Origin of the sequence: Burkholderia sp. Bp9140, from assembly GCF_003853425.1 — a bacterium.
Lineage (GTDB): Bacteria > Pseudomonadota > Gammaproteobacteria > Burkholderiales > Burkholderiaceae > Burkholderia.
Window position 1 is genome coordinate 35,102 of the sequence record NZ_QTPQ01000023.1, and the last position, 21,152, is coordinate 56,253.

Below are 21,152 nucleotides of genomic sequence, written 5' to 3' on the forward strand. Positions count from 1 at the left end.
ATCGTCAACCCGCGCATCATTCCCGTGCTCGACGCCGACGAGACGCCGGCGCGCCGGCCCGCATCGAGCGGGCAGCGCGCCGGCATCGACTATGCCGCGCTGGTTCGCCGGGCGCGGCTGCGCAGCGAATGCCGGGCGGGCCGGACCGCGCGCACGCCGCGCGACCTGCCGGCGCAGCCGACCCGCGACACGCCGGACGATCCGCAAGCGCGCGACGTCGACGACGCCGCGCGGCACGACGGCGCGCCGCCGTCACCGGGCGACGCGCACGCCGACGCCCTGCGCGAGCGTCGTCTCGGCGAACTGACGGCGCCGTTCCTCACGGCGCTGTCCCGGCAACAGGCGCGCGTCGCCGGACTGATGCATTTCCTCGCCGACAGGGTCGCGGACTTCTGCACCGACGAGGCCGTGGCCGCGCACGGCAACTGGTCGATCCACATGCGCATCGACCCGTCGCTGCTGCCGGAATGCACGTTGCGTCTGACGCTTTCGCATTTCGACCTCGTGCTTCGTTTCGACACGTCGTCCGAGCCGGTCCGGGCGTTAATCTGCCGCCACGAAGAGACATTGAAGCAGCGCCTTGTATCGCTCCTCGGGCATTTGAGGATGCCGCGGGAAGTCGCGATCGAAACCCGATGATCCGCTGCGCGACGTGGAAGACCGAAGCGCATCGCAACGGAAATCCCGCGCCGCGAAACAACAGAACCGGAAACAAAATGCCTCAGCCAGATTCAATGGTCAAAAGCCTCGCCGATTCGGTTGGCGTGTTGCCGCAATTCGATCCGCACACGGCCCGCCTGCGCCGGCTGTTGTGCGATGCCCGGATCGCCGCGCTGCTCGCACATGAGTTCGACCTGCAGGATTGGGACATCACCGAAGCCGCGCCCTCGAACTGGCAGATGCCCGGCTCGCTCGAGCTGCAGTCCAACGGCACCGCCGCCGCGATCGCGATCGATCTCGCCTGTTATCCGGCACTCGCGAGCATCGCGACCGGCTCGATGATGTCCGAGGACGCCACGCTCGCCGCGTCGCTCAGGAATGCCGTCGCCGCGATCGTCTCCGAGCCGTTGCTCGATGCATTGAAAACGGTCGGTCTCGCCGATGCGCACGTGACGGAGCTGCGCACGGCCCCCGCCGTCCGCGCGGCGCTCGCGCTGCGCTTCACGCTCGACGGCCACCGTTTCGAATGCGTGCTCGACCGGATCGCCCCCGCATGGATCGACACGATGGAACGGCGCATCGCGCCGCAGCGCGTGCCGTTCGCCAGCTGCATCAGCCGGATCGGGATACCGGCATCGCTCGGCATCGGCGAGCGGACGCTGAACGTGCAAACGTTAAACGGACTGCGCCCCGGCGACGTCGTCCTGCGCATCGCGCCTGCGTCGCTGCACACGCTGCTCGACATGCCGCAGCAGGCGGACCACGTGGACGTGTATCTCGGCGCCCCCGGCGCGCGCAGGTTTCACGTTCGCGCGACGCTCGACGGCTCACGACTTGTCATCAACACGGACCCTCAAATGACCCAGGAAAATTCCCGCACCGAAACCTCGCTCGACGGAGGCGATCTGCCCGTCGCCGCGTCGATCGACGATCTGGAGCTACCCGTTCGCTTCGAAATCGAGACCATCACGCTGCCGCTCGTTCAGCTGTCGGCCCTGCGCGCCGGGTACGTGCTGGAGCTCCCCGGCACGGTGCGCGACGCGCGCGTGCGGCTGCTCGCCTACGGCCAGGTGATCGGCATCGGCGAGCTCGTGACCGTCGGCGAACATCTCGGCGTGCGCATCGTTCACATGGCGAACGGTCATGACTCAGTTCAGTGATTTCACCGGCTTGCTGATCGCCGTGCTGGCGATCAGCCTGGTGCCCTTCGTCGCGATGGTCGTGACTTCGTACGCGAAGATCGTCGTGGTGCTCGGTCTGTTGCGCAACGCGCTCGGCGTGCAGCAGGTGCCGCCCAACATGGTCTTGAACGGCATCGCGATCCTGGTGTCGCTCTACGTGATGGCCCCGATCGGCATGAGCGCGATGCAGACGCTCAGCCATGAACAGGTTTCGCCCGAACCGTCCCAGGCGATGATTCAGGCGTTCGGTGCCGCACGCGAACCGTTTCGCGCGTTCCTCAAGCAACATGCACGCGAGCGCGAGAAGCTGTTCTTCCTGCGTTCCGCGCATGTCGTCTGGCCGCAGGCAATGGCCAACCAGCTGCGCGAGGACGACCTGATCGTGCTCGCGCCGGCGTTCACGCTGTCCGAGCTGGCCGACGCATTCAAGATCGGCTTCCTGCTGTACATCGCCTTCATCGTGGTCGACCTGGTCATTGCCAACATCCTGCTCGCGATGGGCATGAACCAGCTTCAGCCGACCAATATCGCCATCCCTTTCAAGCTGCTGCTGTTCGTCGCGATGAGCGGATGGTCGACGCTGATCCACGGCTTGATCCTCACCTACCGATAAGGCGGCGCCGATGAATACCGACGACCTGATTGGCCTGACCACCCAGGGCATGTTGCTCTGCCTCTACGTGTCGTTGCCGACGATCGCCGTGTCGGCGCTGGCAGGCTTGCTGATCTCGTTCGTGCAGGCGATCACGTCGCTGCAGGATCAGTCGATTTCCCACTGCTTCAAGCTGGTGGCGGTGCTGGCCGTGCTGGCGCTGACCGGTGCATGGGGCGGCGCCGCGATCCTGCGTTTCGCCACGCAGCTGATGACCACGGCGGTGCCGTCGTGAGTGTCTCCCGGATCCCGTCGCGCCCGAATCCGGCCGCGCTCGACGAGCAGACGCGCATCGACGACGCGCAGCATGCGCTGCACGTCCATCACGCGCGTCGCAAGGCACGGCAGTACCGGCACAGCACCTTTCGTCACGGCACGCGCACGACGAGCGTGCACGACGCCGCCAAGGCCCGGCACCTGCTGGCGCGCATGAGCGCGTCGGGCGTCACGCACCGGCGGGTCGCCGCGTTGCACCGGGATTCGGACGGCAAGCGCGGCCGGGACGGCAACGGCCATCAGCAAGGAAAGCAACAGCAAGGTCGTGAGAAGGAGCGCCGGCAACAGCAAAACCGTGAACAGCAACAGCAGCAACAGCAGCAGCAGCGACGTCAGCGACAGCGCGACGGGCGCTCGGGCCCGCCACCGCGCGCGGCGAAGACGCTCGACACGTTTACCGTCCGGCGTCGGGGTGCCGTGAGCGATGCGCATGCGTCGGGCGGCACCGACCCCGTGTCGGACGCCACGCAAACGGCCGTGCACGCGCCGGATGCCGCGGCACTCGATCTGCCGCTGTTGCGCGACGACGCGATGCGGGTCGCCTGGACCGACCGCTTCTTCTCGATCGGCGAAGCGCTGCGTCAGGGCAAGACCGCGCAGCCTTCACGGATGGCGCTTTCGACCACGCTCGATCTGTTGCGCACGCGACGCGACGCGAACTTTCTCGGCGGTTCGTTCGACGACAACCTCGCGAGCGTGCGCCAGGACCTGATCGACTCGCAGGCGCGCTTGCGCGACGCCCGGTCCGCCGCGCGACCGGGCGATCGGCAGGCGAGCTTCAATGCCTTGCTGCCGCTCATGGTGCTGAGCGCGCGGCGCCCGCTCAGCGGCACGCTCGCGGATCGCTCGATGCGTCACGTGGAGGTGATGCTGCGCACGCCGGCGCCCCGCGTTCCCGGCAGCACTTCGGGCCCGCCGCAATGACTTCGCGCGCACGCCGCCGGCGCCCGGCGGCATGTCTAGACTGACGTCAGGCTTGCTCGACACCACGCCATTCGATTTCAACGCTCAACGAACCGGACCCCATCGGCATGAAAATCCTGCGCATCCTGACCGGCACGCATGCAGGCATCCAGGCACGGCTCACGCCGGGCCGATACCGGATCGGCAAGGACGACGACACCGACATCTGCATTACCGATTGGGACGACGCGGAAATCGTCATCGACATCGACGACGCAGGTATCGTCCGCTCGCAACGCATGCCGGAAACGCCGGCTTCCGCGAACGATGCCGATGCGCCGGATGCCGGCCCGGTCGTGGTGCTGATTCCGGACTTCGTGCCGTTTCCGTTCGGCGTGACGGTGCTGTGCTTCGGCAACGAAGATGCCGCGTGGCCGCCCGACATCCAGCTGCTTGCGAGCATGTACAACGGCGACGCAGCCACGGCCGCGTCGCGGCGGACGGCGTCCGGACCGGTCGTGCCGAATCCCGCGCGCCGAGCGGTACGCGTGATCAGTGCGGGCGCGATGCTCGTCGCGTTCCTGACGGCGGGCGCGACGCTCGTCTACGCACGCCTGTGGCCGCCGTCGCCCGGCGCAACGGGGCCGCGCTCCGCCGCCGCGCTCGCCCAGCAGATCAACGCCGCGCTGCGCGACGCGAAGATGGCCGACCTGCATGCGCAGGACCATGGCGCCACGGTCGTCGTCGACGGCGTCGTGCCGACCTCGGCCGACGACGTCGCCGTGCGCACGCTGCTGGCCCGTCTCGGCGGCGACGTGGCACGTGCGTACGACGTCGCACAGTCCGATGTCGCGAGCATCCAGGATTCGCTCGGCATCGACGGGTTGCGCGTGTCGTACGCCGGCGGCGGCATCTTCTCGATCAACGGTGCGGTGCCGTCGCTCACGCAGTTCCGCGACGGCCTGAACCGCCTGCGTGCCGATCTCGACGGCAACGTCAGACGCATCGATATCGACGTGACGGAAGCGCCTCCGGCGATTCCGTCGATGGTCTACACGTCGATGCTGGCCGTCGGCGACACCCGTTACGTTCAAACCCCGGATGGCGTCAAGCACGTGTTTCCGGGCGCGCCGCCCGATCTCGACGCGAGCGCGAACGTCCTGCGCGAGTCGGTCACGCCGATACGCGCAGCGAACCGCTGATTTCGCCCCCCGTCTCGCCCACGTCAGTCACATCACAGGAGTCACACCATGTATCAGGACCTCGAAGCCGTACGCGACGATCTCAAGCAACTGCAGCGCACCCTCGAATCGCCCGACGGCGCCGCGCGCATCGAGAACGCGTTCAAGGCCTGCGCGGAACACGTCAGCGAAGCGACCCGGGCGTGCGACGACGCGCGGGATCGCGCCGCCCTCCAGAAAGTCTATCGCGGCATGGTCGCCGCGCGCGGCATCGTGCAGCAATTGCGCGAGCTTCCGGACGACGGTCAGGCGTCGCTCCACTGAACGACGCGTCGCGACCGCAACGGTCCGGGGCCGGCCCCGGAAAGAATGTAGCAAGCAGGGAGCAGGAAAGCAGCAGGCAGGAAGCCGCCGGTGCATGCCGGCAACGAAGCGGAAGGCAAATCGGCACTGTCCGCACAATCTTGATCGTTTCTCGATAGAAAGGAGTTCTACCATGTCTTTTGGACCGATGGCCGGCGCTGCAACCGGTGCGGCATCCGGCGCCGCGGGTGCGCTGATTCCGGCGATGATTCAGATGGCCATGACGCAGGTGATGATGTCACTCGTCATGTCGGTCTTGAACATCGCCAAATCCGCCGCGGACGACGTTGAAAACGCGGCGAAGAAGGGCTGACGACCGACTCGGCCAGCGCCGCCGGCGCGGCGCTGGCCGCTTCAGCGTCATCGATTCCCGTCTGGGCGATCGGCCTGACATCGAATATCCGGCATGAGCATCGAACTTTACGCCGAGGTCGTTCGCGACGTGTGCAGTGTCGTCGGCCTGCCCGACGCCGATCACGTGCTGCATACCCGCACGATCGAGGTCGAGGGATTCGAGGTGCAGCTGGATCATTTCGAAAACGATCCGCAGGCGATGTACGTCAACTTCCACTACGGCACCGTCACCGCGGGACGCACGCTCGTCGTGTTCCGGCTGATGCTGGAAGCGAACCTCGTGATCTACGCGCAGGACCAGGCGCAGCTCGGCATCGACACCGACACGGGCGGCATCGTCCTGATCGTGCGTCTGCCGCTGGAACACGACGTCGACGGCCAGGTCGTCGCCGATCTGTTGTCGCACTACGCGGAACACGGGCGCTACTGGCGCAGCAACATCATCGAATCCAGCGACGAGATGTTCGAAGGCATCGTCGCCGGAGACTACTTCTGGCTGCGCGCCTGAATGTCCGCCCGTCCTGTCGCGCCCGCGCGGGCAAGGTCGCCGGCGACACGGCACGCAGCGCGCGCAACGCCGCGGTTCGAGCGGCGCCGCGCGTCAACCCCACTGACGAGTTCTTGCGAGGTTCTGTCATGACCATCATCGAGCCCGACGCCGCCGCCCTCGCGTGCGCACCCGCGAGCATCCGGCAATTTCTGGCACGCCGCAGCGCGACGGGCACCCGGCGTCTCAGCGATTTCGACGTGCCGACCGCGCGCCAGTGGTTCGACTACTACACGCGGCTCGGCGACATCCGGCCGCGTCCGGTTCATCGTGTGGAAGACGTCCGGTTCGACGCGCGCGGCAACCGGCAGCTTCCCGCGCGGATCTACTATCCGGCCGAGCCCAGCCTTGGCGCGCTCCTGCCCGCGTTGCTCTATTTCCACTCGGGCGGCTACGTCGTCGGCGGGCCGGATACGGCGGACGCCGTATGCCGCATGCTCGCCGACGAAGCGCGGTGCGTCGTCGTGTCCGCCGGATACCGGCTCGCACCCGAGCACAAGTTTCCCTGCGCGGTCGAAGACGCGGTGGATGCGCTTCACTGGCTGAAGCGCGCCGCGATCACCTTCGCGATCGATCCGGCGCGGCTCGCGGTCGGCGGAGAAAGCGCCGGCGGCACGCTGGCGGCGATCTGCGCCGTCGAGGCCCGCGATGCGGGCATCGCACTCGCGCAGCAGCTGCTGATCTATCCCGCGCTGGCGGCCGCGATGGACACGGATGCCCATCGACGCTACGGCGACGGGTATTTTCTGTCGCTCGATCTCATACGCTGGCTTCGCGACCAGTATCTCGGCTCGCCCGATGACCGCGACGACTGGCGTTTCGCGCCGCTCGACGGCGTGCGCAACGCGCCCGCGGACTGGCGCGGCCTTGCGCCGGCCTGGATCGCCTCGGCGGAGTTCGACCCGCTGCGCGACGAGCACGACAGTTACGCCGACCGGCTGGCGTCCCACGGCAACACGGCGGTGCTGCGCGTGTACCCGGGCATGATCCACGGCTTCTTCTCGATGGGAACGCTCGTTCCGGAAGCACTCGAAGCCCATCGCGACGCGGTCGACGTGTTGCGCGCGGCGTTTGCCGACGAATGAACGCATCCTCGACCGGCACGCCCATGACCGACCTGATCGCGCGCCCGCATCGCGACGCAGCCAGCCTACTGCCTTCGATTCTGGGCACCGGCGACGGCGATCCGTATCCCGCCTATGCGCGGCTGCGGCAAACCGCGCCCGTGTATCGGGATGCGAGCGGCGTCTGGCTCGTCTCGTCGCACCGGCACGTGCTCGACGTGCTCGGCGAGCGTGCGTTCGCATGCCGCCCGCCCGAGTCGGCAAACCCGCACGCCGACCCGCTCGGGTTCGCCGAAACGGTCGTGTTCGCCGACGGCAGCGATCACGAGCGCCTCAGACGCCTGCTGGCGCCGATGTTCTCGAAGGCGCGCCTGACCGCCGTGCAGCACTATATCGACGCGCAGGTGGACGGCCTGCTGGCACCGCTGCGTCGCCGGGCACGCTTCGATCTGGTCGCGGAAGTCGCACGCGAGCTGCCCGTGCGAACGGTCTGCTTTCTGCTCGGTTTTCCGGAAGCGGCCGCCGACGCCTACCGCCGCGCGTCCCAGGGCGCCTGGCAACTGATCAGCTTCATGCGGCTGAGCGAAGCGGAGCACCGGCAAGCCATGGCGAGCACGGAAAGCTTCCTGCGCGACATCGACACCTGTATCGACGCGTGCCACGACAGCCGCGACGCGACACACCCGCTTGCCGCCTTCCTCGCGCTCGAACGGCGCGGCGCAGTCAGCCGGCGCGAGATCGCGATGAACGTCCTGTTTCTGTTCATCGCCGGATACGGTACGACGCTTCTGTCGATCGGCAACAGCGTCGCCGCCGTGCTCCAGTCGCGCGCGCAGTGGCAATCGCTGCGGGACGATGCCGGCATGGTGCCGCGCGCGGTTCGCGAACTCCTGCGCTACGATCCCGCGGTGCAGGCACTGTTCCGCTACGCGCAGGCCGATACCGAACTCGGCGGCTGCCGGATCCGGCGTGGCGACCAGGTCATCCTGCTGGTCGGTTCCGCCAACCGCGATCCGGCCGAGTTCGTCGATCCCGACACGGTCGACCTTCATCGCACCACCGGGCGCAGCCTCACCTTCGGCGCGGGGCCGCACGGCTGCATGGGTGTCGCGCTCGCACGCATGCAGCTCGAGTCGATCCTGCGCGGCCTGCTGCGGCACGTACCCGACATGCAGCTGGTGAAAGACGACGCGCGACGCATTCAACTGGGCGCCTTTCACGGCTATGCGCAGCTCGGCGTCGAGCGCCCGGTCCGATGACGACGCTGGAGGACGTCGCGGTATGCGGCGGCCACGCGCTCGACGCGGCAGGCAATCGTCCTGCTCGATCGCGGGCTCACGCGAGCGCCGTCCCGCAGGCCGCCGCCGTCCGCTATTCCCGTTCGGCGGCGAGCCGCGCGAGCGCCGCGGCGATCCCCGCGCCATAGGCGGGATCGGCCCGCGAGCAGTTGTCGATATGACGCTGCCGAATCTCCTCCGACACGCCGGCAATCTGCCGCGCGGTGGTATCGAACAGGCTCTGGCGCTGCCGTGCATCCATCAGCCGGAACAGATCGCCCGGCTGCTGGTAATGGTCGTCATCGGCGCGATGATCCCAATGCGCCGCCGCCCCTTCGAGTTCGAGCGGCGGTTCATTGTGCTGCGGCCGGTCCGACCAGTCACCCTTGCTGTTGGGCCAGTACGAAGGCGCGCCGCCGAGATTGCCGTCGGTGCGCATCGCCCCGTCGCGGTGATAGCTGTGAAACGGGCACTTCGGCGCATTCACCGGGATGTGACCGAAGTTGACGCCGAGCCGATATCGCTGCGCATCGCCATAGGAAAACAGGCGCGCCTGCAACATCCGGTCCGGCGAATAGCCGATGCCCGGCACGACGTTGGCGGGCGAGAACGCGGCCTGCTCCGTCTCGGCGAAGAAATTGTCGGGATTGCGATCAAGCTCGAATTCGCCGACTTCGATCAGCGGAAACTCGGCCTTCGGCCATACCTTGGTCAGATCGAACGGGTTGAACCGGCATGCTTTCGCCTGCGCGTCGGTCATCACCTGGATATACAGCGTCCAGCGCGGGAAATTGCCGCCCTCGATGCTGTCGAACAGGTCGCGTTGATGGGTTTCGCGATCCCGGGCGATCAGTGCCTCGGCCTGCGCGTCGGTCAGGTTCTCGATGCCCTGTTGCGAGCGGTAGTGGAACTTCACCCAGGTCCGTTCGTTCGCCGCGTTGATCATGCTGTAGGTGTGACTGCCGAAGCCGTGCATGTGACGGTACGAGCGCGGAATGCCGCGCTCGCTCATGACGATCGTCACCTGGTGCAGCGCCTCGGGCAGCAGCGACCAGAAATCCCAGTTGTTTTCCGCGCTGCGCATCCCCGTGCGCGGGTCGCGCTTGACGGCATGATTGAGATCGGGAAAACGCAGCGGATCGCGGAAGAAGAACACCGGCGTATTGTTGCCGACCAGATCCCAGTTCCCTTCCTCGGTGTAGAACTTCAGCGCGAAGCCGCGGATGTCGCGCTCCGCATCGGCCGCGCCGCGCTCGCCCGCCACCGTCGAGAAGCGCACGAACATCGGGGTCTGCTTGCCGATTTCGGAGAAGAGTTTCGCCTTCGTGTAGCGCGAAATGTCGTGCGTCGCGGTGAAGGTTCCGTATGCGCCGGCGCCCTTCGCGTGCATGCGGCGCTCCGGGATGACCTCGCGATCGAAGTGCGCGAGCTTTTCAAGCAGCCAGACGTCCTGCAGCAGCGCGGGGCCACGCGGGCCGGCCGTCTGGATGTTGACGTTGTCGCTGACCGGTGCACCGTTCGCGTGAGCAATTTCACGCGGAACCGATTTCTCTGACATGTCCGATTTCCCCCACACCTTGTGTACCTTCGATTCGTCGGTCGCGCGTTCCCGCCTCGGGTTCGGGGAGCGCGCGTCGTGCGGACGGCCGTCGGCCGTCCTTGGGGAAATTAGAAAGTGACGATGTATCGGGCGTTTGTCTGGCGTGTATCGGTTTGTATCGTATCGGCGGGGAGCCTGTCGCTCGCATCACGGCTTCTCGCGCATATTCGCCGAGGACGGTCGTCGCGAACCCAACGCGCTTCGCATTTCGCGCGAAACCTTAGTTTGCTGGTCATCTTCAACACCGCGGACGACCCATTATCGAAGCCTGTTCACTCACGTTCGCGTTTCACACCATGTCGAATACGAATATCGAACCTATTTTTTTTTCCAACCCGTTTGCCCCGGCGAATGCTCCGACCGACCCGGTGAATCGCGACAACCCGGCGGTCAGCCCCTTGCAGGCAGGTCCTCTGTCGGCCTTGCGCCCGCGGGAAGGGAGCGCGGTCCACTCGGCTGTTACCCCCAATCGACGGGCTTCGACCACATCCATCGGGCGGCGACAGTCCGCCACACTGACGGAATCGAAAGCGCAAACGATTCAAACGGCTGTGCTAGCCAGAAAGGACCGCAAGCTGATGGACGTAGAAACGGAGATCACGAAAACTTACGTGCTTCCCGATCATCTGCGCGCGATTACCGAGGCGGCACGCATCATGAATATCGCCGTCAGCTTCAGGCCCGCGGGGCCCGAGACGTTGAAGTGGTTGAAAGCCGGCGCGCTCCCGAAGCCACATGGCATCCTGGAAAAATCCATCAAGGAGCGGTCAATGATGGACGTATATGGAGACGAAGAAGGCAAGCGCCGTTTCTCCGAGATGCAGGCGCATGGCATAGCCGGACTCGTCGGCCATTACGGGACCGAGCCGCGTCGGCTGAACGGTCTTTACGTGGATCTGTCGAGGCTGGGTGCGTCGGACGTGAGTCTGCAGTCTTTAGACAATGGGCGGACGGTCTTCCCCTTGAACGACGACAAACTGGGTGAGAGTCTCGAGCCGCTTTTTCAGCTGCCAAAATATCAGGTAGCCCTCTACACCGGCGACTACGACATCCACGATTCGCTGAATCTGGGCGGCCACCGTGGCCCCCATGGCGAGGGACAAGACACGTCAGTCCTGCAGGCGCTCAATTGTGCAATCGGGGCGATCGATCGCGAGCGTCCTTATGACGATCAGGCGCGACACGTCGTGCAGCACGGTTCACAATACAACTACGTGGCCCACATGAAAAACCGCGAGCGAGACCAGCCAATCAACGATCGCGTGGCAACGTCATCGCTTCCGGTCGCGATGTGTGATCGGGGCACGTGGCAGATCATCGATTCCGAAGAGCAACTGGCCAGGTTTTACAAAGATCGGGGTATCACGCCCAAAAGCGACTGGGCTTCGGCCGACGGCGACTCTCGACGTCCGTCAATTTCGAGCCTTGCCAGCAGTCCGCCCATGTCTCGCCGCTCCTCGCTGGCACTTAACGGCAGCAATCCGGCTATGTCTCGCCGTTCCTCGCTAGCGCCTAACGGAGGCATGCCGTCCACGTCTGGCCGTCCCTCGCTTGCACCCGCCAGCGGCAATCCGTCCATGTTTCGCCACCCGTCACTCACCCCGCTTCCCGACAGCGCGTTTGTGTTTCCTCCAGTCCGGCGCGGTTCAATCCCGCTCCCTGCGCACGGTAACGTGTCCGATTCATCTCCTCAGGAAAGCCGTCGCCCTTCCGCCCTGCCGCGCAGTTGGCTGGGGCCGATCGTTGCCGAACCGGGGGGCACGCCCGAGCCGACACCGATGACCGACGAACCGTTTGACATCGGCAGCGCGGATGAGCCCCGTCGGCCCTTGAAATGAACCGGCATCCGCGCGACATCACGTCATCCAACGGCTTGCTTCGATAAGATGTTCGGCAGCCTTCGAACCAACTGGTCGGTCGTGATGAGATATGCACCGCGTATCGAGGCTGGCTTGCGGCTCGAGCGCGAAGCCGCCGCACCGCGAAGCTGACTGGCAAGACAACACGCGCGGCAGGTGCGGCACGCGCATGATGCAATCGGTCCCGCTCGCAGGTGGATCGAGCCGGCAGCCCGTCGCGTCCGGACTCACGCTCCTTACGGCCGTGCCGCGTCCGGTCACTCATGCCGACCCATGAGTACGTCTACACATCAAAGCTCGTCGTGCCGCCAGGAAGGCCGCGACGCCAACGAGAGATCGATTACGCCATTGATGTCGCGCAGGCCGGGGGCCGCCTTCCTCGCTTCGTCGAGCGAGAGGCCGCTCACTCGATGCAACACGATCGTCTGCGCCACATCGAATACATCGTGCGCGTTCGCGTCCCGCCACATTGCCTTGTACTGGCTCGCCACTTCGCGGTGATCAAGCGCCGTGCGCGGCGGAATGACGTAACGGTGCATCGCGCCGTCTCTGGGAGGAAACTTCCATACGGTCCCTCCGTTGTGGGCTTGCGCCAGACGATCGATCCGGCCAGCGAAGCTATCGTCGACCGCTAATATCATCCAGCCGTTCGGGGCAGTTACCCGTGCAAATTCCCTGACGTGGTAATCGAATACCGGCGCACCTTCTGTCATCGTCAGACTCGAGAAACCGTCTTCGAATGGCAAAAACCCGTCAGCCTCGTCATTCGGCCCGGGCCAATGATTCGCAGGTCTGACGAGATTCGGAATCGCGTATTCTCTTTGCGCCACCGGTGGCGCTGATGGGTCGGTCTGCAAAAAAAATTTGCCGGGAGACGCGACCGATTGCGCGTTGACGTTGATCGCATGCATGTTGCCGCTCTTCAACGATTTGGAACCTTGCTCCGTCTTCTGTCCTTCTCCGCCGATGTCGACGATCGCGAGCTGATGCCAGGCAATACCCAGATCTTCCCGGCTTGCCTTGACGCTTCCGGGCTGCTCGAGCACCGTTGCCTGAAATTTCTCTTGAAAGAGCTCGACTGCCCTGCGCGACGGCGTTGGGTGTGAGACTGGCACGTACGGAGCTGACATCCCCGGCCGGGGGGCGACGATCCGCTCGAGAAGGGGTGCCAGGCGCGCCTCCTGGAGTCTCGAAGCGCTGTCACGCGAGGTCAGTCCCGACAGCGGGCCGTGACTATCGCCGCCTGTCCGTCGCGAACCTTGCAATATCCCCGCATGGGCGGCAGATGGACCTGGAAGCAGTGGCTCGAGCGGCGAAAGCGAAGGCGAAGCGTTGACGGATGAGGCGTCGTACGGGGTGATAGGCATAACGACTTCCAATGAACATCGGATCAATCGGACGAGATCATGCCGGCATTCGGTCGCCGGCGGCGCGAGTCCGATCGGCGCAGGTTTCGCGCAGTGCGACCGTGGTTGCGTCCGCAAGCATCAGATCGGGACGCCGACACGACGCTTTTCAAAATCGGACTCGTTACGTGCGGATAAATTCGCGTTTACGAATTTCGGGTCCTCAGGCGTGCAATTTCCTCAGGCGGCAACGTCAGATGAAGTGTGTTTCGAGTAGACGGGCCAGGGTCGCGGTATCCCTCCGGATACTGTATATGCATTGCAGCACCATTTGATCTCGTCGCTTTGTAGAGCGAATTTCCGGCGCTCAGACGAGCAATTTCCTCGGGTGGCAACGTCAGATGAAGCGTGTTTCGGGTAGACGGGCCAGGGTCGCGGTATCCTTCGGGATGCGATACATACATTGCAGCGGGATTGACCTTCGGCTGGTCTGCTGAACGCTCGCTGCCCTTCGTGGCTGGCGGCCTCGCCGACAAATTATCGAAATCGGCATGCTGGGATGGGCGACTGCGAACGACCGGCTGGCCTTGCCTTTGCTCGGGCACATCGCCATTCCAATTTTCCAGCGTGTAGGAGGTGGTGTTGGTCGGATGAGTGTTCACTTGACGATATCCTCGACTGGATGCGGGTTGTAGATCGATCGCAACGCAGAATGCGTAATGGCTGCAATGATGGAGAATGTGGTGAATGGACGGTACGTTCGACGCGATGCCGCGGCTCAATACGCGAAATCGTGCGTTTGACGCCAACGAGGCGGACGCGGCCATGCCGCCGAAGCCCCGCGCCTGCTTCTCGAAGATGACCGACGCATAGGCTGTGCGGCGAGGTTGACATCCCGCTTTGCAAGCCCGGATTGCGCACGACGGAAGACATGCTGTCGATGCGACGGTCATCGAAGCACCGCGCTTCGGACATGCATCGAACGAACGCGGCGAAGCCGATACGGCGCCGAACAGCCGGTCCACCGATGCGCGGTGCGTCGGTAGCCCGTGCGCGCCGGATGCTGGATCTGCCGTTCGACCCACGCGTCTGTGTCGTCGACGGCCTAATGCGGATCGACCTGCCGCGGCACCAGCAGCACGATCCGTGTGCGCTGCGCGTCCGTCGGCTCGAGCATGACGATGCCTTGCGTGGGGGCCAGCGTCACCCGGGCTGCCTGAACGTCGTCGCGCACCCGCCATTCGACGGCAAGCGTCGTTTCACGGCGCGCGGCATTCACGCCCGACGACGGCACGACGACGAGCAACAGATCCGCCGCCGCTCGCGCGGCGCGCAACGAATCATCGTGCGTGGGCGCCGCGTTTGCCGCCACGAACGGCGTACCGGCGCGCTCGCGGAACGCAACGGCCGCGCCGTCGTAGGTCGCGAGCGCCTGATCCAGTTCGATGCGCGCGCGCTGCCCGGCGCTCAACTGGCCGATGCCGCGCCGCAGCGCGTCGCCGTCGGCCACGAGCATGGCGGTACTGTTCGACGCGATGCCGATCGCACTGAGCGATTTCCCGAGCGGCAGACGCGCCAGATCGAGCGCCGCGACATCGGCCATCAACGTGTCGACGACAATCGGCTTCGGACGCACGTCCAGCCTGGCGAGCACACGCAGGTCACGCGCGAGCCGCTCGGGTCGATCGCGCACGAGCACGGTGTTCGTGCGTGCATCGGCGCTCACCACGGGCAGCGGTGCCTCGTATTCGACCGCGCCAAGCGCGGCGGCATCGGCCGGCGCCAGTTGCGATCGCGCGCGCGCCGCCACCCCTTCCACCGTGATTTGCCGGCCATCGACCACGGTGACACGATCGGCGGCCGTGCCGACCCGCAGCGCGACGGCACGCACCGCCGTCGTCACGCGCCGTCTCGCGCTGCCGTCGACCTGCCGCGCGGCGCGCTCGACGCGCTCGAGGTACGGGGGCGGGCCCGTGACCGTCAGGATCGTGCCGCTCGCCCCGTTGACGAGCGGAAAGCACGGGCTGGCCGCCCCGCTCTTCGCGAGCAACGCGCGCAGCACGGCGGGCCTCGCGAAGTTCAGGCGCAGCGTCAGCGTGCGCCGCGCGCCCAGCGGGCTGACGTACAGCACGGTGCCGTCGAAGTACGTGTCCAGTTCATGGTTGCGCGCGAGCCGTTCGACGAAGTCCTGCGGCGACGCATCGAAACGCCCGTCCAGGCGGCCCGACACGCCGCCGTCGACGACAATCGGCACGCCGGTCGCGTCGGACAGCGCGCTCAGCGCATCGGCGACGCTCGCCCCCGGCGTCTCGTAGTGAAACCGGGCGAGATGCCATGCGGGTCGCGGCTGGCGTGCACATCCCGATCGAGACGGGCCGGCCGCCCCGCTTCCCGCGTAGGCCGGCGTGCCGGGCAGCGACACGCAGAGCAGCGCGCCGGTCGCCGCGACCGCGCCCGCTCGCGCGACACGCAGAAGGAACGCGGTCCATGACGGTCGAAACTCGCCACGCCATCGACGCACGCATTCCCGCAAGCGGACCATGTCAGTCAACATCGCCATGCTCGAGGCGCGCGGGCGGCTCCTGAGCGCGACGGTCCTCTCGCGAGCCGGCCTGCGCCGCGGCGTATGCGAGCGCGTCCGCGCGCTCGAGCGCGGTCGGGCCGCTGCCGGTCGACAACCCGCCGGGAAGCGGGCCGCTATTGCGTCGCGCGGACAGGCACGGCAGACGCATGACGAAATCCGTCCCGGCGCGCGGGTTGGCGCGGGCCAGCAGCGTGCCGCCATGCAGCTTCACGATCCTGGAGGTCAGCTTCAGACCCAGCCCCGAGCCCGACGACGAGCGATCCGCCAGCGCGTCGAAGTCGCTCATCACGCGCCGCGCGGCGATTCCCGGCAAGCCGCCCGCCGCGTCGCTGACCGTGACGACCGCGAAACCGTCCTCCGCATTCACCGACACGGTCACGGAATTGCCCGGCGTGGAAGCCCGGATCGCGTTGTCCACGAGGTTTTGCAGCGCGCGCGCGACGAAGGTGCGCACGCCGGTCATCCAGATACGCGCGTCTTCCACCATCCACAGCTGCAACGGCACGCCGCGATAGACGGCCGCGACATCCTGTTGCGCGATCACGCTGCGAACGGTTTCGCACAAGTCGAAGCGCGCGAGGTCGCGCCGCTGCAATCCGCTTTCCACCGACGTGAAGATGAATTGATCGCCCAGCGACAACGCATAGCGGGCCAGCTCGCCGATCCGCGCCATCCCGCCGCACGCGTCGAACGCGGCGGGATCGGTCTCGTGGAGCTGGGTCATCGCGAGAATCGAGTTCTGCGGCGAACGCAGATCGTGCGACATGAAGCGCAGCGACTCCATGCGCTGGTCGAGCGTGCGGCGCATCCCGGTGACGTCCACCAGGACGAAGGTCGTCGCAATCCGTCCGCCGCCGCTGGCCTGATTGCGCGCCAGCCAGATCCAGGTGTCGCCGACCTGGAATTCCACACCCTGGCCGCCCGCGTCCTCCGACGGGTTCGCGTCCTCGGTCTGCGCCGGCTCCGCGACGTCGGCGATCCCGCATGCCCGCAGCAGCGCATCGAGCGACGCGCCGACAACGATCTCCCGTTGCAGCAGGCGCGCCGCGCCGGTGCTCGCGAACAGCACGCGGCGCTCGTCATCGACGGCGATCGTTCCCCACGGCTGGCTGTCCAGCAGCGCCGCGAGTTCGTCGCCGGCGATGCCGCGCTGGTCCGTGTCAACCGCCGCGCGAGGATGCGAAGGTGCCGTCATGTCGTGCTCGTCGGGTTCATGCGCCGCGCCCGCTTCACAGGTCGATGATCCGCGGCGTCAGCAGGAACAGTCGTTCCATGTGACTGTCGTCGCGATCGGTATAGCGGAACAGGCCGCCGATGAGCGGGATCTTCGACAGCAGCGGCACGCCGGTGCGACCGCGCGTGCGACTGTCGGTCTTGTAGCCGGCCACGAGCAGCGCCTCGCCTTCGTTGACGAACGCGGACGTGTTGATGTTGCTGCTGGTGATCACCGGAATGTTGTCGACCGACTGACCGCTCAGCTGGCCGTCCTGGATCGCGACATCGAGCTTGATCTGCCGGCGGCCGTTCTCCTCGACCACCATCGGCAGCACGCGCAGCGACACGCCGGTCGACACGCTGAACAGGCTGGCCGACGTGTATCCGGACACGCGCACGAAGAACTGCGTCTCGTTGTTCATGTCGGCCTCGATGTTGTCGAGCGTCGCGACTTTCGGGCTCGCCTCGATCCTGGCCTTCTTGTCGGCTTCGAGCGCCGAGACGTTGGCCAGCAGATAGCGGCCCGCGTTGCCGATCACGGTCGTCAGCACCGCGCCGGCAGGCGCGGCCGCCGCCGACACGCCGCCGGCCAGCGTCGTATTGCCGAAGTTCGGCGCGAGCGTGCCGTTGTAGGTGTTCTGCGTGCCGAGCCCGTTGCCGGTCTGGAGATCGACATGGCTGTTGTGCGCGGTCCAGTTCACGCCGAGTTGCGCGAGCGCGCCTTCGTCGACCTCGAAGATGTGCGCCTCGATCTCGACCAGCCGCGGCTTCACGTCGAGCAGCGAAATCAGGTCGGGATACTGATACATGCGATCGGGCGTATCGCGGATCAGCACGGAATTGGTGCGCTGATCCGCCTGGATCACCGGCAGCTCCTCGTCCTTCTGGCCGATCCCGCCGATCGCGGGCAATGCGCCCTTGCCGGCAGCACCGGCGAGCTGCGGCGACGGCCGGCCGGTCAGGCCCGCCAGCAACCCCGCCGCGTTGCCGTTGCCGCCGGCCGCGCCGTTGTAGGCACCCGCCTGCACGCCGCCCGGCAGCGGCGGCATCAACGCCTGCCCGGCGCCGCCGCCCGACACGTCGTTCAGCGCGTTCGGGCGTTGCACGTTCGACACGTTCGTGGCGTTGCGGGTCGGATCCGCGGGCGACGTCACCGCGCCCTGGTTCGGATGATAGATGTTGTTCAGGACCGTCGACACGCCCGGCAACGTGTAGGACGCGCCGTCCGCATTGAACGAGCGGTCCATCGACCATGCATGCTTGAGACGGAACACGCGCACGACGGTGCCGGCGCGATGCGAGGTGCGCGAATCCAGCCGTGCCGCGACGTCGGACACGAGCTTCACGTAGTTCGGCGGACCGTTGACGATCGCCGCGCCGTGCGCGTCGTCGTAGGTGATCCTGAAGCGCGCGTCCGCGACCTGCATCGCCGCGAGCGTGTCGCGCAGCTCGGCCGTGCCCGCGTGATCGAGCTTGACGAGCGTGCTCTTCATCTCCTCCGGCAACACGATGTCGAGCACCTGGCCGTCGAAATACCAGACGAAGCCGAACGACGACGCCAGCGTGTCGAGGAAGCGCTGCGGCGTCATGTGGAACTTGCCGGTCACGCTGCCCGTGATGTCCTTCGAGATATCGGCGGGAATGTTCTGGCTCGCGGAGAAATCGCGCAGGACCTCCTTGATGTCCTTCGCGTCGGCGGAGTAGTCGATCTGCGCGGTCTGCCAATGTACCGGCGCGGCCGATGCCGCAAAGGCGGCCAGCGTCGAAAGGGCGAACAGCATGACGTGGAGAAATCGTTTCATGGTCGGCGTCGTAAGGGGTGGCATCACTCTGACGATATGATTGGCGGCGGGCTGGACAGCGTCAACGCGCGATCGGCATCGTCGCCGCTCATGTTCCGATCCATGGATGGAAATTCGCGGCACACGTATTCAGTAATAGGTGTTCACGGTCCATCCTCCGACGACCGGCGTGTTCGGAATCGTCTGGTTCTGTTCGCCGCAGTAGGAACTCGTCCATGGCGTCGACAGCGCGTTGTAGGTTGCCCAGTTGGTCAGGATCGCAACCTGGTAATCGCCGGCCGGCAACGCCTGGTTCAGCGTCGTGCTGATGCCGCCCGAATCGTCCACCAGCGTCGGCCCCTGCGCTTCGGTATGCGCGACGGAACGATTCGACGCATCGAGCACGTCGACGTCCTGCGATACCTGCGCGCGTGCGCCGCGCGGGTTGCCGCACAGGCCGTCGTTCAGATGCGCCCATGAGGATACCGAAACGATTCCGGATTTCGTCAACCGGACCGGAATGATCCGCGTGTAGGTGAACGTGCCGTTGGCGGCATTGAACGAGAACGGCGGCGCGTAATAATTGGCCGACGGCGTGCCGGCGCAGTTCGCATAGTCGGTCGCACCGGGCGATGCCATCATGATCTGGCATTCCGTCACGGTGGTGCCCGGCAGGATTTCGGATTGCGTTTGCCAGATGCCGTTCTGACAGGAGAGCACGCGCCCCTGGGCGTCCGTGGTGACGGGTGTCGTATTCGCCGTATTCGGCGTACAGGCATTGCCCTGGGCCTGCTGGTTGCCGAGATCGAGATTGCCCTGCTCGTCGACCGCCAGCGCCTGCCATGCGGTGCCGTTGAACGTGTACGCACGCCCCGTGTTGGTCGTCATCGCGACGTCGCCGATCTGCGGATCGGGCACCTTCGACGTATCGCCGAGGTCGCTCGCGGACGCGACGGGATCGCGCCAGTGCCGTGAACCGACGGGCACCCATTGCCCGTTGCGACAGGTCACGACGTTGCTGCCGGCGTCGGCGGCGATCGCACCCGCGGCGGCCGTGCACGGCCCGTAATCGATCTGTTGCGCGAGCACGATCGGCACCTGCATCGCATTCGCCGCGGGATTGCCGGGCACGCCGACGCGATAAAGAAAGTCCGCCGTCTGTCCGCTTCCGGTGTCGGGAAAGATCTCGCTGGCGAGATGGCCGGTGCCGGTCTTCGTCGGCGAACACGCCGCGTTGGCGGGATTCGGCACGGCGATGCGCCAGCTACCATACGCGCCGATTGCCGCGCCCGCGCCGTTGTTGGCGGCCGGAATGGACCCGCCGCCCGGCCCCGCGTTCGCCGCGATATAGCCCAGTTGCGCATCGGGAACCGGCGTGCCGCCTTCGGTGACGAGCAGGCCCTGCAGCTTTCCGCCGGCCGATGCATAGACCATCAGGCACGGCGTTTGTCCGTATGCGTTCTGCTCCCCCACCCCGTCGGGCAGAAAGGTCGCCAGCTGATAGGGGGCGCCGCGCAGCTTGATCACCACGGGCTTTCCGGGCGTCGCGGCAGCCGCCAGCGCGACCGCATTCTGCTCGATGAGCTGCGCGGCGGCCTGCGCAAGCTGCGACTGATAGTGCGCCGTCTGCTGGCCGCGCGCATCCTCCAGCGACGTTCCGATCATCGCGACGATGCCGGCGGTGACCGCCGACACGATCGCGAGCGTCGCCAGCAATTCGATGATCGTGAACCCGCGTTGTCGATTCGCCGCGTGCTTCATGTCGTACGAAGTCATGGTCACCAGGCCTGCGCCATCCACACCGGCATGCCGTTGGGCACGGCCCGGGACAACGCGGCAGGCAGCGGCACCGCCGGGTTGCCGCGCGACATCACCATCCCGTCGAGCGTGACGCCGGCCAGCGCGGAACCGCGCGACAAGCGCTCGATCGCGGTCACCGCGGCGGTCGCGCTCGCCGCCGTCGCGTAGACCACGACGAGGCTGCCCGGCGCGTCCGCATTCGGCGCCACGTAGTTGCGCCACAACGGATCGATGGTCTGCGGCGCCAGCAGCGGCCGCAACGCCGCGTCGGTCACGCTGCCTTCGAATCCCGGATGGTCGAGCGCGTAGCGCATCACCGCGTCGCGGTACGCGCTCATGCTCTGCGCCAGCGCGAAGCCGGATACCGACATCGTCGTCGGCTGGTACTCGGCATCGATCAGCGCGTACATGCCGCCGAGCACGCCGCAAACGAGCGCGACCCAGATCGCCATCACGTTCGTCGTCCTCCTGTTGCGCATGCAAGCGTCACCAGCCCGATGCCACCGCGC

The 21,152-nt window shown here is 66.4% G+C and carries 20 protein-coding genes and 1 pseudogene; 13 read left to right on the plus strand and 8 right to left on the minus strand.

Going from position 1 to position 21,152, the window contains the following annotated elements; all coding sequences use genetic code 11:
- Positions 1–24: 24 nt before the first annotated feature.
- The 11 genes and pseudogenes from sctP to DIE21_RS19880 form a co-directional block, all read left to right on the plus strand.
- Positions 25–570 (plus strand): annotated as a pseudogene (gene sctP / locus DIE21_RS37845) (type III secretion system protein SctP); the annotation flags it as partial.
- A complete protein-coding gene (gene sctQ, locus DIE21_RS19835; protein ID WP_185642810.1) occupies positions 468–1,820 on the plus strand; it encodes a type III secretion system cytoplasmic ring protein SctQ in 1,353 nt (450 codons plus the stop codon). The pseudogene sctP and the gene sctQ, both read left to right, overlap by 103 nt.
- Positions 1,804–2,454 carry a type III secretion system export apparatus subunit SctR gene (sctR, locus tag DIE21_RS19840; RefSeq protein WP_124499317.1) on the plus strand — a complete coding sequence of 217 codons (651 nt, stop codon included), beginning with the start codon at positions 1,804–1,806 and terminating at the stop codon, positions 2,452–2,454. The genes sctQ and sctR overlap by 17 nt, the downstream gene beginning before the upstream one ends.
- Positions 2,455–2,464: 10 nt before the next feature.
- A complete protein-coding gene (sctS, locus tag DIE21_RS19845; protein WP_043188506.1) occupies positions 2,465–2,728 on the plus strand; it encodes a type III secretion system export apparatus subunit SctS in 264 nt (87 codons plus the stop codon).
- Between the two features lie 155 nt (positions 2,729–2,883).
- Complete coding sequence (locus DIE21_RS19850) at positions 2,884–3,693, plus strand: hypothetical protein (protein WP_124499318.1); 810 nt, start codon at positions 2,884–2,886, stop codon at positions 3,691–3,693.
- A gap of 107 nt (positions 3,694–3,800) precedes the next feature.
- Complete coding sequence (gene hrpD5, locus DIE21_RS19855) at positions 3,801–4,874, plus strand: HrpD5 family protein (RefSeq protein ID WP_124499319.1); 1,074 nt, start codon at positions 3,801–3,803, stop codon at positions 4,872–4,874.
- 48 nt (positions 4,875–4,922) lie between these two features.
- Entirely contained in the window at positions 4,923–5,177 is a 255-nt protein-coding gene (locus DIE21_RS19860; protein ID WP_124499320.1) for a type III secretion system protein, read from the plus strand.
- Between the two features lie 172 nt (positions 5,178–5,349).
- A complete protein-coding gene (locus tag DIE21_RS19865) occupies positions 5,350–5,529 on the plus strand; it encodes a hypothetical protein (RefSeq protein WP_124499321.1) in 180 nt (59 codons plus the stop codon).
- Positions 5,530–5,622: 93 nt separating this feature from the next.
- A complete protein-coding gene (locus DIE21_RS19870) occupies positions 5,623–6,078 on the plus strand; it encodes a molecular chaperone Tir (protein ID WP_124499322.1) in 456 nt (151 codons plus the stop codon).
- 128 nt (positions 6,079–6,206) lie between these two features.
- Positions 6,207–7,202, plus strand: coding sequence for an alpha/beta hydrolase (locus DIE21_RS19875; RefSeq protein ID WP_124499323.1), 996 nt, complete (start codon positions 6,207–6,209; stop codon positions 7,200–7,202).
- On the plus strand, positions 7,199–8,440 hold the full coding sequence (locus tag DIE21_RS19880; RefSeq protein ID WP_260432526.1) for a cytochrome P450: 1,242 nt from the start codon (positions 7,199–7,201) through the stop codon (positions 8,438–8,440). Before DIE21_RS19875 ends, DIE21_RS19880 begins: the two co-directional genes overlap by 4 nt.
- A gap of 112 nt (positions 8,441–8,552) precedes the next feature.
- Here the strand turns inward: DIE21_RS19880 and DIE21_RS19885 are convergent, their stop codons facing one another.
- Complete coding sequence (locus tag DIE21_RS19885; RefSeq protein WP_124499324.1) at positions 8,553–10,016, minus strand: catalase; 1,464 nt, start codon at positions 10,014–10,016, stop codon at positions 8,553–8,555.
- 338 nt (positions 10,017–10,354) lie between these two features.
- On the opposite strand from DIE21_RS19885, the gene DIE21_RS19890 reads away from it, so the two are divergent.
- The gene (locus tag DIE21_RS19890; RefSeq protein ID WP_124499325.1) at positions 10,355–11,896 is read left to right on the plus strand and encodes a hypothetical protein; all 1,542 of its coding nucleotides are present in this window, start codon (positions 10,355–10,357) and stop codon (positions 11,894–11,896) included.
- A gap of 311 nt (positions 11,897–12,207) precedes the next feature.
- On the opposite strand, the gene DIE21_RS19895 is transcribed toward DIE21_RS19890, so the two are convergent.
- Positions 12,208–13,284: a hypothetical protein gene (locus DIE21_RS19895; protein ID WP_124499326.1), complete on the minus strand. Its 1,077-nt coding sequence runs from the start codon at positions 13,282–13,284 to the stop codon at positions 12,208–12,210.
- A gap of 185 nt (positions 13,285–13,469) precedes the next feature.
- On the minus strand, positions 13,470–13,925 hold the full coding sequence (locus DIE21_RS19900) for a hypothetical protein (RefSeq protein WP_124499327.1): 456 nt from the start codon (positions 13,923–13,925) through the stop codon (positions 13,470–13,472).
- Between the two features lie 85 nt (positions 13,926–14,010).
- On the opposite strand from DIE21_RS19900, the gene DIE21_RS37850 reads away from it, so the two are divergent.
- Positions 14,011–14,136, plus strand: a complete 126-nt coding sequence (locus DIE21_RS37850; RefSeq protein ID WP_260432527.1) for a hypothetical protein — start codon at positions 14,011–14,013, stop codon at positions 14,134–14,136.
- A gap of 232 nt (positions 14,137–14,368) precedes the next feature.
- On the opposite strand, the gene DIE21_RS19905 is transcribed toward DIE21_RS37850, so the two are convergent.
- The 5 genes from DIE21_RS19905 to pilM all read right to left on the minus strand — a co-directional run bounded on the left by DIE21_RS19905 (position 14,369) and on the right by pilM (position 21,122).
- On the minus strand, positions 14,369–15,817 hold the full coding sequence (locus tag DIE21_RS19905; RefSeq protein WP_185642811.1) for a secretin N-terminal domain-containing protein: 1,449 nt from the start codon (positions 15,815–15,817) through the stop codon (positions 14,369–14,371).
- Positions 15,807–17,042: a HAMP domain-containing sensor histidine kinase gene (locus DIE21_RS19910; protein ID WP_124499329.1), complete on the minus strand. Its 1,236-nt coding sequence runs from the start codon at positions 17,040–17,042 to the stop codon at positions 15,807–15,809. Before DIE21_RS19910 ends, DIE21_RS19905 begins: the two co-directional genes overlap by 11 nt.
- 34 nt (positions 17,043–17,076) lie before the next feature.
- Entirely contained in the window at positions 17,077–18,864 is a 1,788-nt protein-coding gene (gene sctC, locus DIE21_RS19915; protein WP_124499330.1) for a type III secretion system outer membrane ring subunit SctC, read from the minus strand.
- A gap of 129 nt (positions 18,865–18,993) precedes the next feature.
- A complete protein-coding gene (locus DIE21_RS19920) occupies positions 18,994–20,619 on the minus strand; it encodes a prepilin-type N-terminal cleavage/methylation domain-containing protein (protein ID WP_260432528.1) in 1,626 nt (541 codons plus the stop codon).
- Positions 20,620–20,621: 2 nt separating this feature from the next.
- Positions 20,622–21,122, minus strand: coding sequence for a type IV pilus biogenesis protein PilM (pilM, locus tag DIE21_RS19925; RefSeq protein WP_260432529.1), 501 nt, complete (start codon positions 21,120–21,122; stop codon positions 20,622–20,624).
- Between the last annotated feature and the right edge of the window lie 30 nt (positions 21,123–21,152).